At 52.2% G+C, this 20,859-nt stretch carries 23 protein-coding genes; 6 read left to right on the top strand and 17 right to left on the bottom strand.

All coding sequences use genetic code 11. The features are described from left to right. Positions 1–476: 476 nt before the first annotated feature. From ccsB to KDM89_RS01785, 3 genes are all read right to left on the bottom strand, one after another. Positions 477–1,622: a c-type cytochrome biogenesis protein CcsB gene (gene ccsB / locus KDM89_RS01795; protein ID WP_212686217.1), complete on the bottom strand. Its 1,146-nt coding sequence runs from the start codon at positions 1,620–1,622 to the stop codon at positions 477–479. A gap of 1 nt (position 1,623) precedes the next feature. Continuing rightward, entirely contained in the window at positions 1,624–3,768 is a 2,145-nt protein-coding gene (locus tag KDM89_RS01790) for a cytochrome c biogenesis protein ResB (RefSeq protein WP_230427615.1), read from the bottom strand. Between the two features lie 69 nt (positions 3,769–3,837). Next, positions 3,838–4,536 carry a c-type cytochrome gene (locus KDM89_RS01785; RefSeq protein WP_212686216.1) on the bottom strand — a complete coding sequence of 233 codons (699 nt, stop codon included), beginning with the start codon at positions 4,534–4,536 and terminating at the stop codon, positions 3,838–3,840. A gap of 198 nt (positions 4,537–4,734) precedes the next feature. On the opposite strand from KDM89_RS01785, the gene yihA reads away from it, so the two are divergent. From yihA to KDM89_RS01755, 6 genes are all read left to right on the top strand, one after another. Then, on the top strand, positions 4,735–5,457 hold the full coding sequence (yihA, locus tag KDM89_RS01780; protein ID WP_212686215.1) for a ribosome biogenesis GTP-binding protein YihA/YsxC: 723 nt from the start codon (positions 4,735–4,737) through the stop codon (positions 5,455–5,457). A 59-nt stretch (positions 5,458–5,516) separates the two neighbouring features. Continuing rightward, entirely contained in the window at positions 5,517–6,524 is a 1,008-nt protein-coding gene (hemB, locus tag KDM89_RS01775) for a porphobilinogen synthase (protein ID WP_212686214.1), read from the top strand. A 666-nt stretch (positions 6,525–7,190) separates the two neighbouring features. After that, the gene (locus tag KDM89_RS01770) at positions 7,191–8,465 is read left to right on the top strand and encodes a sterol desaturase family protein (protein ID WP_212686213.1); all 1,275 of its coding nucleotides are present in this window, start codon (positions 7,191–7,193) and stop codon (positions 8,463–8,465) included. Then, entirely contained in the window at positions 8,443–9,555 is a 1,113-nt protein-coding gene (locus KDM89_RS01765; protein WP_212686212.1) for a magnesium transporter CorA family protein, read from the top strand. Before KDM89_RS01770 ends, KDM89_RS01765 begins: the two co-directional genes overlap by 23 nt. A gap of 73 nt (positions 9,556–9,628) precedes the next feature. Beyond that, positions 9,629–11,065, top strand: a complete 1,437-nt coding sequence (gene sbcB, locus KDM89_RS01760; protein WP_212686211.1) for an exodeoxyribonuclease I — start codon at positions 9,629–9,631, stop codon at positions 11,063–11,065. Positions 11,066–11,097: 32 nt separating this feature from the next. Then, entirely contained in the window at positions 11,098–11,634 is a 537-nt protein-coding gene (locus tag KDM89_RS01755) for a GNAT family N-acetyltransferase (RefSeq protein ID WP_212686210.1), read from the top strand. An 87-nt stretch (positions 11,635–11,721) separates the two neighbouring features. Here KDM89_RS01755 and KDM89_RS01750 read toward each other — a convergent pair whose 3' ends face one another. From KDM89_RS01750 to rpsE, 14 genes are all read right to left on the bottom strand, one after another. After that, the gene (locus KDM89_RS01750; protein ID WP_189357181.1) at positions 11,722–12,360 is read right to left on the bottom strand and encodes a peroxiredoxin; all 639 of its coding nucleotides are present in this window, start codon (positions 12,358–12,360) and stop codon (positions 11,722–11,724) included. Positions 12,361–12,449: 89 nt separating this feature from the next. Then, positions 12,450–14,267 (bottom strand): protein-disulfide reductase DsbD, encoded by a 1,818-nt coding sequence (dsbD, locus tag KDM89_RS01745; RefSeq protein ID WP_438947491.1) that lies wholly within the window; start codon positions 14,265–14,267, stop codon positions 12,450–12,452. A gap of 2 nt (positions 14,268–14,269) precedes the next feature. Continuing rightward, positions 14,270–14,602, bottom strand: coding sequence for a divalent-cation tolerance protein CutA (gene cutA / locus KDM89_RS01740; RefSeq protein WP_212686209.1), 333 nt, complete (start codon positions 14,600–14,602; stop codon positions 14,270–14,272). 119 nt (positions 14,603–14,721) lie between these two features. Beyond that, entirely contained in the window at positions 14,722–15,117 is a 396-nt protein-coding gene (gene rplQ / locus KDM89_RS01735) for a 50S ribosomal protein L17 (protein WP_189357184.1), read from the bottom strand. 109 nt (positions 15,118–15,226) lie between these two features. Further along, positions 15,227–16,204: a DNA-directed RNA polymerase subunit alpha gene (locus KDM89_RS01730; protein ID WP_212686208.1), complete on the bottom strand. Its 978-nt coding sequence runs from the start codon at positions 16,202–16,204 to the stop codon at positions 15,227–15,229. A gap of 102 nt (positions 16,205–16,306) precedes the next feature. Continuing rightward, on the bottom strand, positions 16,307–16,930 hold the full coding sequence (gene rpsD, locus KDM89_RS01725) for a 30S ribosomal protein S4 (protein WP_212686207.1): 624 nt from the start codon (positions 16,928–16,930) through the stop codon (positions 16,307–16,309). A gap of 191 nt (positions 16,931–17,121) precedes the next feature. Next, positions 17,122–17,526 carry a 30S ribosomal protein S11 gene (gene rpsK / locus KDM89_RS01720; RefSeq protein ID WP_212686206.1) on the bottom strand — a complete coding sequence of 135 codons (405 nt, stop codon included), beginning with the start codon at positions 17,524–17,526 and terminating at the stop codon, positions 17,122–17,124. Between the two features lie 31 nt (positions 17,527–17,557). Continuing rightward, a complete protein-coding gene (gene rpsM / locus KDM89_RS01715) occupies positions 17,558–17,923 on the bottom strand; it encodes a 30S ribosomal protein S13 (protein ID WP_189357188.1) in 366 nt (121 codons plus the stop codon). 26 nt (positions 17,924–17,949) lie between these two features. After that, positions 17,950–18,063 carry a 50S ribosomal protein L36 gene (gene rpmJ, locus KDM89_RS01710; protein WP_014004415.1) on the bottom strand — a complete coding sequence of 38 codons (114 nt, stop codon included), beginning with the start codon at positions 18,061–18,063 and terminating at the stop codon, positions 17,950–17,952. 33 nt (positions 18,064–18,096) lie between these two features. Further along, positions 18,097–18,315: a translation initiation factor IF-1 gene (gene infA / locus KDM89_RS01705; RefSeq protein WP_005663428.1), complete on the bottom strand. Its 219-nt coding sequence runs from the start codon at positions 18,313–18,315 to the stop codon at positions 18,097–18,099. A 15-nt stretch (positions 18,316–18,330) separates the two neighbouring features. Further along, entirely contained in the window at positions 18,331–19,665 is a 1,335-nt protein-coding gene (secY, locus tag KDM89_RS01700) for a preprotein translocase subunit SecY (RefSeq protein ID WP_212686205.1), read from the bottom strand. A gap of 24 nt (positions 19,666–19,689) precedes the next feature. Further along, complete coding sequence (gene rplO / locus KDM89_RS01695; RefSeq protein WP_212686204.1) at positions 19,690–20,121, bottom strand: 50S ribosomal protein L15; 432 nt, start codon at positions 20,119–20,121, stop codon at positions 19,690–19,692. A 29-nt stretch (positions 20,122–20,150) separates the two neighbouring features. Next, positions 20,151–20,330, bottom strand: a complete 180-nt coding sequence (gene rpmD / locus KDM89_RS01690) for a 50S ribosomal protein L30 (RefSeq protein WP_189357191.1) — start codon at positions 20,328–20,330, stop codon at positions 20,151–20,153. A 10-nt stretch (positions 20,331–20,340) separates the two neighbouring features. Next, positions 20,341–20,859, bottom strand: coding sequence for a 30S ribosomal protein S5 (gene rpsE, locus KDM89_RS01685; protein WP_189357192.1), 519 nt, complete (start codon positions 20,857–20,859; stop codon positions 20,341–20,343).

The following is a 20,859-nucleotide window of genomic DNA, read 5'->3' as shown; positions in this document are numbered from 1 at the left end:
TAATCGATGATCAGTGCACAGTGCAAAACAACAGCGCAGTGTAACCCGCCTTTGTTTTTTCAGCAGACGGACTGGTTTTGCACAGACCTGCGATTAGTCGGACGGTTCCGGAAAACCTGACACCGGATCGCGGCAATTTGTATCGGCTTGTAGCGGGAGTACGCTGAACAACGCAGGGCTCTGCAACGACACCGCTGACCTGGCCGTGTTTCTGACGCGAAAAGAGACGCAGCGGACGGCCTGCATTGTGCAAAGATCGTCATTTGCATTTCACGGAGGCCCGGACTTTCTGCCGACGACCGCCGGATCGCTATGCAGAAAACCGCATTTAGCCTGTTTTTAGCCTTGTTTTGACCTGCTTTCAGTCGTTTTGCAAAGCCGGCGACGGGCTGCAGTGTTAACGCACCGGCCGCAATAAAAAACGCACCGTTTCCGTTTGCCGGAAGCGGTGCGTTTGATGGTGTGTCAGGCAGAAATTACAGCGTGCCGTAAGAATGCAGGCCGGATAAGAACATATTTACGCCGAGGAAAGCAAAGGTCGTCACCAGCAATCCAACCAGCGCCCACCAGGCGGCCGGTACGCCGCGCAAGCCCTTCATCAGACGCATGTGCAGCCATGCCGCGTAATTCAGCCAGACGATCAGCGCCCAGGTTTCTTTCGGGTCCCAGGACCAGTAACCACCCCAGGCTTCTGCCGCCCACAACGCCCCCAGAATGGTCGCGATGGTGAAGAAAGCAAAACCAACGGCAATCGCTTTGTACATCACATCATCCAGCACATTCAGCGCTGGCAGGCGGTCTGCCAGAATACCCTTTTCTTTGAGCAGATAAGCTACCGCGACCATCGCAGCCAGCGAGAACGTGCCGTAACCGATAAAGTTCGCCGGTACGTGAATTTTCATCCACCAGCTTTGCAGTGCTGGCACCAGCGGCTGAATCTCAGATGCTTCGCGGCTCACGGTGTACCAGAACAGAAAACCGACCGCAGCAGTAATCACCAGCGACACGAAAGCGCCCATCTGACGGGTACGGTATTGCTGTTCGTAATACAGATAAAACAGGCCGGTAATCAGCACGAACAACACAAACACTTCATACAGATTCGATACCGGAATATGACCAACGTCCGGCCCCAGCAGATACGATTCATACCAGCGCACCAGCAAGCCGGTAAAACCCATCAGTACCGCCGCCCAGCACAGACCGGAACCGACGCTGCCACCGAATTCTGAACGGGCCAGTAACCCGACCCAGTAAAACAGCGTGGATAAACAGAAAAATACGCTCATCCACAAAATCGCTGACTGGCTGGACAGCAGATATTTCAGGAAGAATTTTTCATTCGCCAGCGGCAACTGACCGTTGTACAGACTGATCGCAGACAAGGCCAGCAGCGTCATGCCCAGCATCAGCGGTTTCACCGGCTTCCAGCGCCAGCCCAGCCAGCCAAAGGTCGGCACGGAGGCGACCAGAATCGCTTTGTCGTAGATATCCATAAAACTGCTGAAACGCTGCAGCGCAAACGCTGCCATCAGCGCCAGCAACAGACTGAAACCCCAGTCCTGCCAGCTCAGTTGTTTCAGAATGCCGCCAGCGGCGGAAACATTACGGGTCATTTCCATCTTATTTTCCTTGTGCAGCAAGGGAAGTTTCCGTTGCGTCAGTAATCTCCGCTAACTGCGCACGGCATTGTTCAAACTCTTTTTCAAAGTCCAGGGTTTTACGCTGGGTACTCATGGCCATCAGTATATGCGAACCGGCGTCGCCTTTTTTGAGCCAGATCCACAGCCTGCGTTCACGGATATAGAACATCGCAAACACACCCAGCACCAGCAGCAGGCAACCAAAGTAGACGATACCCTGCCCCGGCGAGCGTGTGATCTGCAGCACGGTGGCTTTGACCTCGTCAAACGATTCCAGTTGCAGATACACAGGCGCACCGTAGAAACCGGCATCCGACAGCGCCGCCATAGACAGTTGCAGGAAACGACCGTGTTTTTCATCCGCTTCCAGTGTTGTCAGGCCATCCTTTTCACGCGCAATCATCCACAAATCCCATAAACTGCCGTTCAGGATTTTCATCATCACATCAGCGGCTTTCGCCTGCTCTGCTTCGGGAATTTTCTTTTCCAGATAATCGGATACCGCACGGTAACCGGCAGATTTTTCATCACCGGCGAACAAGGTCAGCGTATTCATCGCCGACGAAATCATTTGCTCCTTCATCGCCGGATTACCTGCAAGGCTGGCCGGTAATGCATGAGAAGTGAAGCGTTCAGCCGCCAGTTTGCGCAGTTCCGGATTTTGCAGCGCGGCGCGGATACGCATCCATTCCTGCGGGCTGTCGTTATCATCCGCCGGAATTCGCAGGAAGCGGAACTGATCCGCCGGAGATTCACGCATACCACTGAGGAAGACGGTGCTGCCTTCAATTTGCGATGGCTGCATGAAGTTCATGTATTCGCGTGCCTGTCCGGCAGCATCGCGCAGTTTGTACTGGATGCTGGGGCCGACGTTACGGAATTCTTTACTTTCTGCCGATTTAGCGGCGGAACCCAGATGGCGGCTCAGGCCTTTTTCTTTGTCCGCTTCACTGACCACTTTGGCCACTGGCTCCACATTGAAGACGCGGAAGCCGGACCACTCAATGTTATAAGCCTTCTGACCCGGCGGAGCCCACGGCGTACTGCCGCCAACTTCACCACGCAGCGCAAAAGGCTGATTTTGTGCACCAAGCATAGGCCAGACCTTCAGACGCAGGCGGCTGCCGCCGTCTTCAAAGCTGGACTGATAAAACGCCAGACCTTTGTACACCAGCGGCTGGTTCACGCGTATGGTTGCATCGAAACTTTTACCGGTTTCATGGTCAGTCAACGTCACATCACTGGCAAACAATTTTGGCATACCGGTGTTGTAAAACTCGATATGGAACTGACGCAGACGTACGGAAACCGGCAAATCCTGAATCAGAACACCACTTTGCTGCGACAAAATCGCGGTATCTGCGACGCCACCTTCCGGAATCATGGCATTGCCACGGAAGCTGGGATTGCGCTCGGATAAGCGGTGTTGTTCCGGAATTTTCGAAATCAGACCAGCACCGTCATACGGCACTTTGCCCAGAAACCATTGCTGCGCTTTGACCGGCAATTCTGAATCCAGCATCGCACCGAGCACGATCACGACAATCGCGCTGTGCGCAAAGATGTAGCCCCATTTGTTACCTGCACCGCGTTTGGCGGCGATCAGCACCGCATCGTCTTTGGCGACGACTTTGCTCTGATAACCACTGGCTTGCAGATAAGCACTCAGGCGCTCAGCCAGCGTCACGGTATCCTGTGCAGAAGCATATTCGGCATGATGATGAAAATTGCGCAGCGATTGCTCGCGGACGTTTTCACGCCAGCTGCGCATGTCTTTCAGCATTTTCGGAGTATTGCGGATCACGCACAGCGAGGTGGATAACACCAGCACGCCGACCATCAGCAAAAACCACCACGCGGAATAGACCGAATACACCCCGGCTTTATCAAACACTTCATACCAGAACTGGCCGAACTGGTTGATGTAATTCGGGGCGGGTTCGTTTTGTTTGACCACGGTACCAATCACGGCACCAATGCAGATCAGCACTAACAGGCTGATCGCGAAACGCATGGAAGACAGCAATTCCACGCTGTCAGCCAGCACGGTATTGCGGGTTTGCAGACGGATACCGGCGGTATCTCCGGCGTTTTCGTGTTCCAGCGGATTATCCATATTCAACATTTGCAGCTGACAAAAAGGGGTGGCTGACTGCCACCCCCTTCCGTATAAAAATCTGATTGTGGTGCGAAATTATTTCAGACCGGCGATATAGTCTGCAACGGCGCGCATTTCATCTTCAGACATCGATTTTGCAATCGTCATCATTTGCGGGCTGTTCAGACGCGCACCGGCGATTTTTGCGCCGCCTTTACGGGAACCGTTCTGGAAATTCAGCAGCTGTGCCAGCGTGTAATCCTGATGCTGACCGGCCAGACGCGGATATTGCGCAGGAATACCGGCACCGTTCGGGCTGTGGCAGCCTGCACAGGCTGGCACATTTTTCTCAGCGATACCGCCACGGTAAATTTGTTTGCCGAGCTCGACGATGTCTTTATTTTTCGCGGCGCCCGGTACGGATTTCTGCGCATTCAGATAGACAGCGACGTTTTTCATGTCTTCCGGTGTCAGGGATTTTGCGAACGCGGTCATGGTCGCATTGTTACGTGTGCCGGACGCGAATTCGGTCAGTTGTTTGACCAGATACACATCGTGCTGGGCAGACAGTTTAGGGTTAACCGAAATCGTGGAATTGCCTGCATCACCGTGGCAGGACACACAGGCAACGATGCCGCGTGCTGCATCACCACCTTTGTACAGGGCTTCTCCTTTGGCCGGATCGGCTTTGACCGCTTTGGCATCGGTATTTGCATACGCTGCCGGGATCATCGACGACACTGCCAGCACGGCAATGCCAAGGGATTTCATCACTGGAAAGAAAGCACGGTTCATTCAAACACCCTGAGACTAGTAAGAGGATTCTGCCCTGAAGGCGAAAATGGCGTTGACACTGCTGGTCTGCCACACGTAAGACTAGAGCTGACAACCGGGTTCGTCATCGGGGGAAGCCCCCGCATAGCGAGCCTTATTGTACAATAGCTTTCCGGCAGCATACGCGCCGCATGTTGCATTTTTCCAAGATCCGAATCTATGTCCCTTCTCTGGCAAGCCCGTTTTTTTACCACGGTCAATCACCTGCGGGATCTGCCTAAGACGCAGATTCCTGAAATCGCTTTCGCTGGCCGTTCCAACGCCGGAAAATCAAGCGCTATTAATACACTAACCAACCAGAAGCGACTTTGTTTTGCATCAAAGACCCCTGGCCGGACTCAGCATATTAATTATTTTTCGATTGGTGGCGCCCACGTAGGCCAGCATCGTAATGATGAAGCCCGTTCTGATGAAATCCGCGCCATGCTGGTCGATTTGCCCGGCTACGGCTATGCCGAAGTCTCCGGTGCCGCTAAACAACACTGGAATATTCTGCTCGGCAATTACGTTCAGAAACGCGATCAGTTAGTCGCGCTGGTGCTGATTATGGATTCCCGCCGTCCGTTCACTGATCTGGACGTGCAAATGCTGGAATGGTTCGCAGACAGCGGCCGTCCGGTACTGTGTCTGCTGACCAAAGCCGACAAGCTGAACCGCAGCGAAGCCACAGCGGCACTGCGTAAGGCGGAAGCCTTTCTGGAACAGTATCACGACGATGAAGGCCCGCTGTTTCCTTACCATGTGCAATTGTTTTCTTCACTGAAACGCACCGGCGTGGAAGAAGCCGATGAAGTGATTCGCCAGTTACTTGGGCTGGATCAAGATCCCGACCAGCCTTTGTCTGACAATACCTCCTCTGAACAGCCTGACAGCTCTGCATGAGACCGCGGGGCGATGACGCCCCGTCAGGCTGCACCGAATTGTTACTGCAAAGGATATCCATGACTGCTCCTGCTCATCCCCTGTTTCCGGCCATCCGTATGCGCCGCATGCGCAAAGATGCGTTTTCCCGCGCGCTGATGCGTGAAAACCATGTCACGGTGGAAGACCTGATTTATCCGGTATTTATTGTGGAAGGCGAACAACAGCGTCAGGCGGTTGGCTCTATGCCGGGTGTGGAACGGATGTCGGTGGACGTGTTGCTGGAAACTGCGGCGGATTGCGTCGCGCTTGGTATTCCGGTGATTGCCCTGTTCCCATCGGTCGATGCTGCGCTGAAAACACCGGATGGCCGCGAAGCCTGCAATCCGGATGGTTTGGTGCCGCGTGCGGTACGTGCGCTGAAAGCAGCATTCCCTGAACTGGGCGTGCTGACCGATGTGGCGCTTGATCCTTACACCAGTCACGGTCAGGATGGCGTGATCGATGAAAACGGTTATGTGCTGAATGATGAAACTACCGCGATTCTGGTACAGCAGGCACTGACACAAGCTGCCGCCGGTGCCGACGTGGTTGCACCGAGCGATATGATGGATGGCCGTATCGGCGCGATTCGCCAGGCGCTGGAAGAAGCGGGTCATATTCATGTGCGTATCATGGCTTACTCTGCCAAGTACGCATCGGCTTACTACGGTCCTTTCCGCGACGCGGTCGGTTCGGCCTCGAATCTGGGTAAGAGCAATAAAGCGAATTACCAGATGGACCCGGCCAACAGCGATGAAGCACTGCGCGAAGTGGCGCTGGATCTGGCCGAAGGTGCGGATATGGTGATGGTGAAACCGGGGATGCCGTATCTGGATATCGTGCGCCGTGTTAAAGACGAATTCCGTGTGCCGACATTTGCCTATCAGGTCAGCGGTGAATACGCGATGATCAAAGCCGCCGCGCAAAACGGCTGGCTGGATCACGATAAAGCCATGATGGAAGCGATGCTGGCATTCAAACGCGCCGGTGCCGATGGCGTGCTGACTTACTTTGCACGTGATATCGCCCGTCTGCTGAAAAAATAAACGCTGACTCTCCGGCTCCGGCGATCACATATCGCCTTCATACCGGACAGATCCGACAACAAACCGCTGTCTGCAATGCAGGCGGCGGTTTTTGTTTGGGCGGCGATGACTGAGATAACGGCGCTGGCGACGGGCTGCCGAATGGTTTGTGGATAAGCAGGCATCTGTTCACAGCCCAAAGCCGTTTCCGACTGCATCTGCACGCGTGCCTGACTTTCTGAAAACACCGGAAGCTGCGGATTTGCGCATCTGAACGGACGCTGTGTTCCTTTTCTGACGCTCACTCGCTGTGGATAATCCGCATGTTGCGCACAACGCGGCGCAAATCAGGCGTTCCTCTAAGCCATCAAAACGGGCATTTTTGCCTAGAAAATACCCCCGGGGGTATTTTAAAACGCCCAGTATTCATGCCGACAATCAGCCGGTTTTGCCATATACCCCCTTATTTTCTGCTTTTCAGTGCTGAATAGTGCGAACAAACAGGGCCTGAAACCGTATGTTAGCGACGGTGTTTGATGACAGGCTCTGACAAAGTTTTACACGCATTACCCTGCGCGAAGCTTCTTTTTGCTTGAAAAAATTCTGTGCCGTATTACCCTGACCGATCCGCGCAGGAATTGTTTAAATCATTTAGCTGCGATCTCACCACCAAAAAGAAAGCACACGATGTTCACTTCACATCCCTGGCTGATGCTGGCTGTCATGCTGGCGATGGGACTGGCCATCCTCACTGAAGCCCTGTGGCGCTGGCGAAAAACCCGCGAACTGCCGCTGGAAGACATCGTCAGCGGTATCGGCATAGGCGGCGCCAGTCAGCTGGTGGCGGTGTATCTGCAAGTGCCGGGGCTGCTCGCTTACGATGCGCTGTGGCAGCACGCACGCTGGTTCGACTGGGATACGGGGACAGCAGCGCTGTGGCTGGGCACGCTGCTGCTGTACGATTTTTGCTATTACTGGCTGCACCGTGCCGGACACCAGATTCACTGGCTGTGGGCGCTGCACGGCGTGCATCATCAGGGCGAGCTTTACCATCTGGCCGCAGGTTTGCGCCAGAGCCTGTTCAGCCCGCTGGTCAGCTGGCTGTTTTATCTGCCGCTGGCGATACTGGGTGTGCCGCCATCCGTATTCATGGTCATCGCACTCGTGCATATCGCTTACCAGTTCTGGATCCATACCGAAGCCATCGGCCGCCTCGGCTGGCTGGATCAGGTATTGGTCACGCCGGAAAATCACCGCATCCACCATGCATCGGACGATGTATTTCTCGATAAAAATTACGGTGGCATGCTGATTATCTGGGACAAACTGTTCGGCACTTACGCGCAGCGTCTTGACGACCATCCACTGACTTACGGCACCCGCAGTCCGCTGCGCAGCTTTTCTTTATGGGATGCGAATCTGCAGATCTGGCGCAGCATGCTGCGTCAGGCACGCGCCCTGCCGCGCTGGCAGCAAGGCTGGCAATTGCTGTGGCAGGCACCGGGCTGGTGGCCGGCACAAACCGCAAAGCCGCAGACAACGGAAACGACGTGGCAAGCCGGTGCAGCCCCCTTCCGCCAGCCGCAAACACCGGCGGCACAAGCATTTTTGCTGTGGCAGCTGGCCGGTTTATTGCTGATAGGCTGGGTCAGCCTGTGCATAAACCTGTCCTTGCACACAGGCTGGCAAATTGCACTGCATGGCTGGTTGCTGTGGGGATTTTCCAATCTCTGCTACCGCATCGGAGATGCCCGCCTCGCAACCCGGCGCGAATGGTCGCGGCTGGCACTACTGGCGCTGCCGCTTGCGGCTTTTTCGCTGGTGATGCCGGATTGGTTTTATACTGCGGCTTTCACCACTCCGTGGCTGTTACTGAGCGGACTGGCCTGCATAATGTCTGCAGCCCGGTTATGGCTGCTCAGCGGCCCGCAATCTGCGCATGGAAAGATTTCACATCACTGAACAAAGCTGCCACAAACTCAGCGAAGCAAGCGCGTGGCAGCCGGGCACGTCCGGCTTTCTGTGGCTGGATATGCATCATGAAGAAATTCCGGCCGACGCCGAACTCTGGCGTCAGCAGATCGCCAGTCTGACCGGCATTGACGTGTTTGATCTGCATTTGCAGGATGCCGCTAATCTGAACCATCCATCCAGTTTTGAAGATACACAAGACTACACGATGCTGGTATTCCGCAAGCTGTTGCTGAATGCGGAACCGGTGCGCAATCCGGAAAATGCCGACACTGCCCGTCGCCGCTTACCTGCAGCATTGCAGAAACTGCAGACTGCACCGGTGAGTTTTATATTTACCGATGATGTACTGATCACGGTGCGTCCGGCACAAAGCCGTACCATCGAATCGCTACAGCAAAAACTGTTATCACTGACGCCGCGCAGCGATACACCGCAACGCAACGCACGTATGCCATCCAGCCCGACCGATCTGATGTTGCGCTTACTGAATGCGATGGTCGATCAGTATCTGGAATTACGTCAGCCACTGACACAACAGCTAGATCGCTGGCAACAGGCTTTGCTGAATCCGCGCCGTCCGTTTAATAACTGGATGGCGTTGCTGGAAGCACGCATGGAATTACGGCGGCTGGATAATCTGTGCGAAGAACAGCACGATGCGCTGCAGGAATTACGCGATCATCTGGTCGATACCTACGACAGTTTCGATGACAACAGCGCACGCGCCAAAGACTGGCTGCTGGTACGCACGAATGATGTGATGAGCCATGTGCAGCGGGTACTGAATCATGCGCGCCGGCTGGAAGGAACTCTGGAATCCGCGGTGCAAATGCATTTCTCGGCAATGGCGCACCGCACCAGCGAAATCATGCGCGTGCTGACCGTCATCACTGCCCTGTTCATGCCACTGACCTTAATCACCGGTATCTTTGGTATGAATTTTGAACATATGCCACTGATCAAAACCGATCACGGCTTTGGTTACACAATGGCAGGAATGGCGTTTATCGTTGTGCTGCTGTTACTGGTATTCCGTCGCCAGCGCTATCTTGAAGATCAGATCCGCGATCAGATCTGATTTTCCATTTCTTATCTATACAGATTAATAAATATTCATACATTTACCGCGCTATCACACAGCGCTGATCAGCATGCAAGCATACAGTTTTCTCTGGCACGATTATGAAACCTTTGGCGCCGTGCCGCGCAAAGACCGTCCGGCACAGTTCGCCGCGATCCGCACCGATGCCGACCTGAATGAAATCGCCGAACCGGTCATGTTGTTCTGCCAGCCTGCACCGGATTATCTGCCTGATCCGGTGTCCTGCCTGATTACCGGTATCACACCGCAGCAATGTCTGGAACAAGGCGTAACGGAAGCGGAATTCGCACGCCGCATCGAACAGGAACTGGCGCAGACCGGTACGATAGGCGTCGGCTATAACACCATCCGTTTTGATGATGAAGTTACCCGCTTTTTATTCTGGCGCAATCTGACCGATCCGTATGCGCGCGAATGGCAGAATCAATGCGGGCGCTGGGATATTCTGGATCTGGTGCGTACCGCATGGGCACTGCGCCCTGACGGCATACAGTGGCCACGCAATGATGAAGGCCGCCCGAGTTTTCGTCTCGAACATTTAAGTGCCGCGAATGGCCTCGCGCATGAAGCGGCGCATGATGCGTTATCCGATGTGCGCGCCACCATTGCGCTGGCACGTTTGCTGAAACAACAGAATCCGCGTCTGTTTGATTTCTGCCTCGGACTGCGCCGTAAAGAACGGGTACTGGAAGAAACCGGCTGGCCGCAGCGCAAGCCTTTCCTGCATGTATCCGGCATGATTCCGGCGGAACGCGGTTGCATTACCGTGGTGTGGCCACTGGCAATGCATCCGACCAATAAAAATGAAATGATCGTCTGGGATTTACAAGCTGACCCGCGCGAACTGGCAAGTCTGGATGCAGACACCATCCGCCGCCGCCTGTTCACCCGCAACGAAGATTTACCGGAAGGCGAACAGCGTCTGCCGCTGAAAACCATCCATATCAATAAATCACCGGTAGTCATCGGCAATCTGAAAACCCTGAGTGCGGATCGCGCTGCGCACTGGCAAATCGATATGCAGCAAGTCATGGAACATGCTGAACATGCCGCTGCACTGTCCCTGAACGACGAACTATGGCGACAGGTGTATCAGCGCCAGGGCAGCAGCGATGGCGATGCGGATGTGGATCAGGATTTGTACGGCGGCTTCATCGGTGCCGGTGACCGCAAAATTCTGAATCAGTTACGTGAGCTGGATGGTTATGAAATCGCGAACCGTTCTGTGCATTTTCAGGATCATCGTCTGAACGAATTACTGTTCCGCTACCGTGCGCGTAATTTCCCCGAAAGCCTGAATGAGGAAGAGCAGGAGCAATGGCAGCAGCACTGCACAGACCGTTTGCATGACGGTGCCGGTGGCGCGCTGACCGCGGAAGCGTTTTTTGACCGCATCGATCAGTTATCAGAAGAAGCCGATGAACGCGCTGAGGAAATTCTCGGTGCTTTATACGATTACGCGGAACAAATTATTCCGATGCGATAAAATGCATTAATTCATATTCAGAGGGAGCAAACATGATTCTGGGCAGCACGTTTCATCTGCGTTATCCGCGTAAAGAAGAAATTCCGCATCTGGTACATTTGATGAATCTGCCGGAAGCGCGCGGACAATTTCTCCCGCGCGAATTGTTCCTGCCTGCCGTGATGGAAAAGCGCCTGATGGATGCACAGGAGTCACGTGAACATATGGAGTTTTTTGTGATTGCGGATCAGGCTGATCAGATTCTCGGTCGCGTGTTTCACTTTAAAACCGTGCCGTATTTTCAGTCACGCGAAATCGGTTATTCGATGTTCACCGATGAAGTCCGTGGCAAAGGCATCATGACAGAAGCAGTGACACTGCTGCGTGATTACCTGTTCGACACCACGCTGCTGAACCGGCTGGAAATTCACATGAATACAGAGAACAAAGCATCAGAACGGGTTGCCGTCAAATGCGGTTTTCAGCTGGAAGGCACAGCACGCGGCGCGGTATTTGACCGTGGCCGTTACCATGACATTCTGATGTATGCCTTGCTGCGGGATGAGTGGAAAGCCTTACGTGAATCCTGAGTTATTCTGCGTGCAGCTGAGCACGCAGCGCGCACAGAAACAAAAAGCCCGCCTTCTCAGGCGGGCTTTTTAATCCGTATATTCAGATTATTTGTTTGGCTGCGGTGTGATACGCAGATAAGGCTTCGGTGCTTTATAGCCTTTCGGATATTTCTGTTTGATCACTTCTTCATCTTTGACCGACAACGGAATAATCACGTCATCGCCATCGCGCCAGTTACCCGGTGTTGCAACGGTGTGAGCATCGGTCAGTTGCAATGCATCGATCACACGCAGCACTTCATCAAAGTTACGGCCTGTGCTCAGCGGGTAAGTAATGATCAGACGTACTTTTTTGTTCGGATCGATGATGAACAGGGAACGTACTGTCACGGTATCAGACTGATTCGGATGAATCATGTCGAACAAGCCTGCCACTTTGCGGTCTGCATCGGCAATGATAGGGAAGCCGACCACTGTGTTCTGGGTTTCTTCGATATCTTTGATCCAGTCCAGATGGGATTGCGCACCGTCTACGGACAATGCTATGGCCTTGACATTGCGTTTATCGAACTCAGGTTTCAGTTTGGCAGTCAGGCCCAGTTCTGTGGTACAGACTGGTGTGAAATCGGCCGGGTGAGAAAACAAGACAACCCAGGAATTGCCTGCCCACTCATGGAACTTCAGCGGGCCAACGGAAGAATCCTGTTCAAAATCAGGAGCGATATCGCCTAAACGCAAAGTCATGGAATTCTCCAAAAATGTTAGTCACAACAATATAGGGGCAGCATCTCACAACACCAACGACGAAGTCGTGAGATGCTTATTATGACTGGTTATAAAGCGCCTTTATCTGTCTTTTGCAAAGACTGGTAAAAGGTTTCTGCATTCTGATAACCAACGACGCGGGTATCCTGCATTTCCTGTCCGCGTGAATCGAAGAAAATAATGCCGGGTGGCCCGAACAAACCGAAGCGCTTCAGCAAAGCTTTGTCATCGGCGTTATTGGCCGTTACATCAGCTTGCAGCAACAGCATGGTTTCCATTTTGGCGCGTACGCGGTCATCGGTGAAGGTCAGCTTTTCCATCTCCTTACACGAAACGCACCAGTCGGCATAAAAATCCAGCACAGCGACTTTGCCTTTGTTCTGTGCCAGTACCTGATCCAGTTCAGCGACAGACTTAATCCGCTTGAATATGACTCCGTGCTTCTGCGTGCCGGTCAGATGTGCGACCGGTGCAAACACATCACGACCACCGGTCGCAACGCCAACACCCTGCAGCAAGCCCAGTAATACAAATATCGCGCCAATCGCCTTACCCAGTTTGCCGGAACGCTGAATGGCCAGTGCATAGACACCGTAAGCAACGAACAGCAAGGCCCAGCCTGTCATTTGCAGCCAGACAGGAATCACCGGTGAAATCATCCACAGCGCCATACCGAGCATCAGCACGCCAAAGAACTTTTTAATGTTCTCCATCCAGATACCGGCTTTTGGCAACAGACTGCCTGCAGAAATGCCAACCAGTAACAGCGGCACACCCATGCCGATCGCGATCGAAAACATCGCGATACCACCGACCATAATGTCGCGGGTCTGACTGATATACACCAGCGCACCGATCAGCGGACCGGTCACGCAAGGGCCAACGATCAGCGCCGAAACTGCCCCCATCAGAAACACGCCCAGCAGCTTGCCGAACCGGCCGTCGCGCTGTTTCTCAGATACCTGTGTCAGGCGGGTCTGAATCGCAGCCGGCATTTGCAACTGATAGACGTTGAACATGGACAGCGCCAGAACCACCATCAGCAAAGCAAACACGCTGAGTACCCACGGATTTTGCAAGGTTGCAGCCAGCCCTTCACCGGCCAGACCTGCTGCAATCCCCATACCGGTATAGATCAGCGACATACCGAGCACATAGGCCAGCGATAAGGCAAATGCACGTGCGCGTGTGACCGAAGCACCTTCACCAACGATAATGAAAGACAGAATCGGTACCATTGGCAATACACAAGGCGTCAGCGACAAGCCCAGGCCCAGTACAAAGAACAACGGGATGATCACAACCAGACGACCGCTCTTCAGCGCACCAGCGATACGGCTGCTCAGATCACCCTGCGCCGCACTTTCTTTCGGTGTTTCCGTTGCTGTTACAGGTACAGAGCCAGCGCTGCCAGCATTACCGTTAGCGGCTGTTGCAGTCAGCTTAAATTCCTGATCCAGAGGCGGGTAACACAAGCCCTGATCCGCGCATCCCTGACGTGTGACTTTCAGTGTAAAGCTACCGTCTGACAGTACCGGAATGCGGACAATCAGACCGTCACGGTAAGTTTCGACTTCCTTATTAAAGGTTTCATCGAACTTCACTTTGCCGGCCGGCAGCACGGGTTCGCCGATTTTTCCGTCAGAAGAGCTGAATTTCAGTCGCTCGCGATACAGATAGTAACCACTCGCTATCGTAAATTTCACCTCAGCAACGTTGCCGTCGACAATTTGTGCCTGAACCGGGAACGCCTGCTCCGGATCCAGAAACTCCTGCGCAGTGGCTGCCGTCATCATGACCAGCCAGGTGGTCAGCAACAGAAACATCTGCTGCAATTTCAGGATCCAGGATGCGGATCCTTTCTGAATATAAGTCGCTGCTTTCATTCTTATCCTGTCTGTTCCTCTATCCAATGCAGATACGCCGGCAATCCGGCCACGACGGGGATCGCAATGATCTCCGGTACATCATAAGGGTGGTGTTCATGCAGATAGGCTTCCAGCGCCGCATAACGCGTACTGAGAGTCTTGATATACATGCTGACTTCAGCGGCCTGCTCAGTTTTTCCATCCCACCTGTACACTGACTGTATTCCGGGCAGGATGTTCACACATGCAGCAAGTTTATTTTCAACAAGTGCATGAGCAAGTGTCGTTGCAACTGTCTGATCAGGTACATTGGTCAGTACCAGTATGGATTGTGACTGTGCACTTTTCATCATCGCTATTTTACCTTTCAGTCAGAATTTTTTCCCGCAGCAGCGAGGTCAGCGCGGAGGAAAACATTCAGATAAAAAAAAACCGCTCAGCGAACTGAGCGGTTTTCCGGAAAATCTGAGAATTACTCAGCAGCTGGAACTTCAGCTACGTCAGAAATCTCTGGACGATCTACCAGTTCAACAAAGGCCATAGGTGCATTGTCGCCAACGCGGAAACCCATTTTCAGGATACGCAGGTAGCCACCTGGACGGGTAGCGTAGCGTGGGCCGATTTCAGCAAACAGCTTCTGAACGATTTCGCGGTCACGCAGACGAGCGAATGCCAGACGTTTGTTTGCCAGTGTGTTTGTTTTACCCATAGTGATCAGAGGCTCAACAACGCGACGCAGCTCTTTTGCTTTTGGCACGGTTGTTTTGATTGCTTCGTGACGCAGCAGGGAAACTGCCATGTTACGGAGCATTGCCAGACGATGGGAGGAAGTACGGTTCAGCTTACGTAAGCCGTGACGATGACGCATAATAATTTCCTTTCAGGTTTATAAAAGCCAGCTCTTCTATCAGCACAAGCTGCGGGCCGGTACGCTACTACTAAGGGAGGGATGAGTTACCTCATCCCGAATTCTTCAATTACTTCTCAAGACCAGCTGGTGGCCAGTTTTCGAGTTTCATGCCCAGAGACAGACCACGGGAAGCCAGAACTTCTTTGATTTCGTTCAGGGACTTACGGCCGAGGTTCGGTGTCTTCAGCAGTTCGTTTTCGCTACGCTGGATCAGATCACCAATGTAGTAAATGTTTTCTGCTTTCAGGCAGTTTGCAGAACGTACTGTCAGTTCCAGATCATCAACAGGACGCAGCAATACCGGATCAACCGCAGGTGCGCGGGACGGTGCTTCGGTTGTTGTTTCTGTGCCTTCCAGTGCTGCGAATACGGTCAGCTGATCAACCAGTACGCGGGCGGACTGACGAATCGCTTCTTCTGGGGAGATCACACCATTTGTTTCGATGTTAATCACCAGTTTATCCAGATCGGTACGCTGTTCCACACGAGCAGATTCAACTGCGTAGGAAACACGGCGAACAGGAGAGAAAGATGCATCCAGAATCATGCGGCCAATGGTTTTATTCGCATCTTCAGACAGACGACGAATGTTACCAGGCACATAACCACGGCCTTTTTCTACTTTGATCTGCATATCCAGTTTGCCACCTGTGCTCAGGTTAGCGATCTGGTGTTCAGGATTGATGATTTCAACGTCGTGCGGCAGTTCAATATCGGCTGCCAGAACAGCGCCTTCACCATCTTTTTTCAGTGTCAGGGTCACTTCATCGCGATTGTGCAGTTTGAAAACTACACCTTTCAGGTTGAGCAGAATATCAACGACGTCTTCCTGAACACCGTCCAGCGAGGAGTACTCGTGAACAACACCGGCGATAGTTACTTCTGTCGGTGCATAACCAGTCATGGTAGACAACAGTACGCGACGCAGCGCATTACCCAGTGTATGACCATAACCGCGCTCAAACGGTTCCATTGTCACTTTAGCGTGACCAGGACCCAGTGTTTCTACGTCGATAATACGTGGCTTCAACAGATTTGTTTGCATGAAATGTCCTTTTCAATACCCTCGGTTCGTTACACCGATAAGGCTGATGGCATTAAAGAAAAACGCCTGCCTGAAAACTCAGGCAGGCGGTACAGACCCGGATTAACGGGAATACAATTCAACGATCAGAGATTCGTTAACATCGTGAGCGATGTCGGAACGGTCTGGCATCGATTTGAAAGTACCTTCCATTTTCTTGGCATCAACGGAAACCCAGATTGGGAAACCAATGTTTTCTGCCAGAGACAGGGATTCAACGATACGAGCTTGTTTTTTGGATTTTTCACGAACAGCAACGACGTCGCCTGCTTTAACTTGGTAAGAAGCGATGTTAACAACGTTACCGTTAACAGTGATCGCTTTATGGCTTACCAGCTGACGCGCTTCTGCACGTGTGGAACCGTAGCCCATACGATACACAACGTTGTCCAGACGGGATTCCAGCAATTTCAGCAGAGTTTCGCCAGTGTTACCTTTTTGGCGGTCTGCTTCAGCGAAGTAACGACGGAACTGACGTTCCAGAACGCCGTACATACGTTTAACTTTTTGCTTTTCGCGCAGCTGGTTACCGAAGTCAGAAGTACGTGCACCGGAAGTGCGACCGTGCTGACCTGGTTTTACGTCCAGTTTGCATTTGGAATCCAGGGAGCGACGTGCGCTCTTCAGGAACAGATCTGTGCCTTCGCGGCGGGCCAGTTTGGCCTTAGGTCCGATATAACGTGCCACAATAATTTCCTTTTCAATGACGCAAGACAAGCCTGCGCTAGTCTGACTCAGAAATAGTCAGACAGTGGTCTTAAAAAGCTTTTCCCCCACATATGAGGACTAGCAATACACAACACAAAACCCGCCTATTGAAGGGCGGGCCTAGATTCTAACGAAATAATCGTCAGAACACCAGCGACTTTCGTCACTGATTAGATACGGCGACGCTTTGGAGGACGGCAACCGTTGTGCGGAACTGGTGTAACGTCCTGGATCAAAGAAATCTTGATACCCAGTGCGTTCAGTGCGCGTACAGAAGATTCACGGCCTGGGCCTGGACCTTTGATACGAACTTCCAGATTTTTGATACCGCATTCAACTGCAACTTTACCTGCAGTTTCAGCAGCAACCTGAGCTGCGAAAGGTGTCGATTTACGAGAACCTTTGAAGCCTGCACCACCGGCAGTTGCCCAAGACAACGCATTGCCCTGACGATCAGTGATCGTGATGATAGTGTTATTGAAAGAAGCGTGAACGTGTGCGATACCTTCCGATACGTTCTTTTTAACTTTCTTACGCGCACGTGCTGCTGCTGCGCTAGATTGAGCTTTTGCCATAATGTTTTCCTTGGATCCGGGCTAGCCTGGATTATTTCTTCAAAGATTGAGCTGCTTTACGTGGACCTTTACGTGTACGCGCATTGGTGCGTGTACGCTGGCCACGAACTGGCAGACCCTTACGATGACGCAAGCCACGATAGCAACCGAGGTCCATCAGACGTTTGATGCTCATGGACAATTCACGGCGCAGATCGCCCTCGACGACAAACTTCGCGATTTCGTCACGCAGTTTTTCGAGTTCGCTGTCGTCCAGATCTTTTACTTTTTTAGTGGTCGGAACGCCAGTCGCTGCACAGATATCTTGTGCGCGTGGACGGCCGATACCATAGATCGCTGTCAGGCCGATTACGGTATGCTGATGATTTGGGATGTTAACCCCTGCAATACGTGCCATTCGTTATTCCTCGTTCAATAGGTTTATCAACCTTGGCGCTGTTTATGACGTGGTTCGGTGCAGATCACACGAACAACGCCTTTGCGCTTGATGATTTTGCAGTTGCGGCAGATCCGCTTAACTGATGCGAGAACTTTCATAATTGCCCTCTTCCCTTATTAATTCACTTAAATTTACTTGGTACGGAACACTATTCGCGCCCGGCTTAAATCATAAGGCGTCAATTCTACCGTGACCTTATCACCAGGCAAAATACGGATGTAGTTCATACGCATTTTGCCGGAAATATGGCCAAGCACAACATGTCCGTTTTCCAACTTAACTCGAAATGTTGCATTCGGAAGATTCTCCAGAATCTCGCCTTGCATTTGTATAACGTCGTCTTTTGCCATTCGTTCTGATCCCGCTTATCGTGTCGGCATGCCGCCTTTGAAATTTGCCTTGCGAAGAAGTGACTCATATTGCTGGGACATAATGTAATTCTGTACCTGCGCCATGAAATCCATCGTCACGACAACAATAATCAACAGCGATGTACCACCGAAATAGAAAGGAACTTTCCATTTCGCCACCAGAAACTCCGGCAGCAAACAAACCAGCGTGATATAGATTGCGCCAGACAATGTCAAACGCATAAGAATCTTGTCGATATAACGCGCTGTCTGATCACCGGGACGAATACCAGGAACAAATGCACCGCTCTTTTTCAGATTGTCTGCCGTCTCTTTGCTGTTAAATACCAGTGCGGTATAAAAGAAGCAAAAGAATACGATTGCAACTGCGTACAACAGAGCGTGAATCGGCTCCCCTGGCGCCATCGATGCAGCCAGATCCTTCAGAAAATTAACGAATCCCGAAGAAGAATCTGCACCTTTGGTAAACCAGCTGGTGATTGTTGCCGGAAACAAGATAATAGACGAAGCGAAAATCGGAGGAATGACACCAGCCATATTAAGCTTCAATGGCAAGTGTGTACTCTGACCGCCGTAAACCTTGTTACCGACCTGACGTTTCGCGTAATTAACCAGAATCTTCCGCTGACCACGTTCAATAAATACAACCATGTACGTGACAGCAGCGGCAATCACACAGATCAGAAGAACCGAAAAACCGCCCATCTGACCTTCATTTACCTGCTGCAACAAGCCACTCAGCGCGGCTGGCAATCCCGCAGCGATACCGGCAAAGATAATGATGGAAATACCATTACCCAGACCGCGCTCGGTGATTTGTTCGCCAAGCCACATCAGAAACATTGTTCCTGTGACCAGCGTTACAACGGTTATAAAACGAAATGCAAAGCCCGGATCCAGCACCAGACCAGTCTGCCCTTCCAGTCCAAACGCGATAAAGTAAGCCTGCAATGTAGCAAGCACTACCGTACCGTAACGAGTGTACTGGGTTATCTTTCTGCGGCCGGCCTCACCCTCTTTTTTGAGGGCTTCCAGCTGCGGAGAGACAATGGACATCAACTGCATGATAATCGATGCCGAAATATACGGCATGATACCGAGCGCAAACACGGTTGCCCGTGACAATGCACCACCGGAGAACATGTTAAACATCCCCAAAATACCACTCTGGTTCTGCTTAAACAAGTCATCCAATGCAGTCGGGTTGATGCCAGGAACAGGAATATGTGCCCCGATCCTGTAGACAACCAGCGCGGCAAGCAGGAACCAGAGACGTCCCCATGGAAATCCGCTTGCGGCACTTTTTGCTTGTTGTGGAGATGTCGCCAATTGTTACTCCGGTGTCTGCACTGATTAAGCGACCGTACCGCCAGCAGCTTCGATTGCAGCTTTAGCGCCTTTAGTGACAACTAAGCCGTTCAAAGTTACTTTCTTGGAGATCGAACCGGACAGAATCACACGTACGGAACGTGCGAGTTCATGGACGACACCGGCTTGTTTCAATGCCAGTACGTCGATTTCTGTCACAGGCAGATTTTCCAGGTCGGACAAACGTACTTCTGCTTTAAACGGTGTTGCCAGCGATTTGAAACCACGCTTTGGCAAACGACGTTGCAGAGGCATCTGACCGCCTTCGAAACCAACTTTGTGGAAGCCGCCCGAACGGGATTTCTGACCTTTATGGCCACGGCCTGCAGTTTTACCTAATCCAGAGCCGATACCACGACCAACGCGACGTTTGGCGTGTTTTGCACCGGCAGCTGGTTGAATGTTATTCAATTCCATTATTTTGCTCCGAGTCTAAGCCTGTCGACTTAGCCTACTACCTTTACCAGGTAGGCGACTTTATTGATCATGCCACGTACTGCTGGTGTATCTTGCAATTCCGAAACGGAATTTACACGACGCAGACCCAAGCCACGTACTGTTGCACGGTGATCCTGACGTGTACCGATCAGGCCTTTGACCAATTGCACTTTAATAGTCTTCGACATTGTGCTCTCCTTAACCGAGGATTTCTTCAACGGTTTTGCCGCGTTTCGCTGCAATATCCGCTGGAGTGCTCATTTTTGCCAGACCATCCAGTGTTGCACGAACCATGTTGTAAGGGTTTGTGGAACCGTGGGATTTTGCAACCACGTTCACTACGCCCATTACTTCAAAAATCGCGCGCATTGGACCACCAGCGATCACACCAGTACCATCTTTAGCTGGAGAAATCATCACAGTAGATGCACCGTGTTTACCTACAACAGAGTGCTGCAGAGTACCGTTTTTTAACGGCACTTTGATCATTTTGCGACGTGCTTCTTCCATTGCTTTCTGAACAGCAACTGGAACCTCTTTGGACTTACCTTTGCCCATGCCGATGCGGCCATCGCCATCACCAACGACTGTCAACGCAGCGAAGCCCATGATACGACCACCCTTAACCACTTTGGTTACGCGGTTGATCGAAATCATTTTTTCGCGCATGCCGTCATCCGGTTTGTCGGCTGCTGTTTTTGCTTGCATTTTTGCCAT

The organism is Cognatundibacterium luofuense (genome assembly GCF_018139685.1).
Lineage (GTDB): Bacteria > Pseudomonadota > Gammaproteobacteria > Burkholderiales > Burkholderiaceae_D > Undibacterium > Undibacterium luofuense.
The sequence above is the reverse complement of the archived record's forward strand: the minus strand, read 5'-3'. Positions and strand labels throughout refer to the sequence as shown.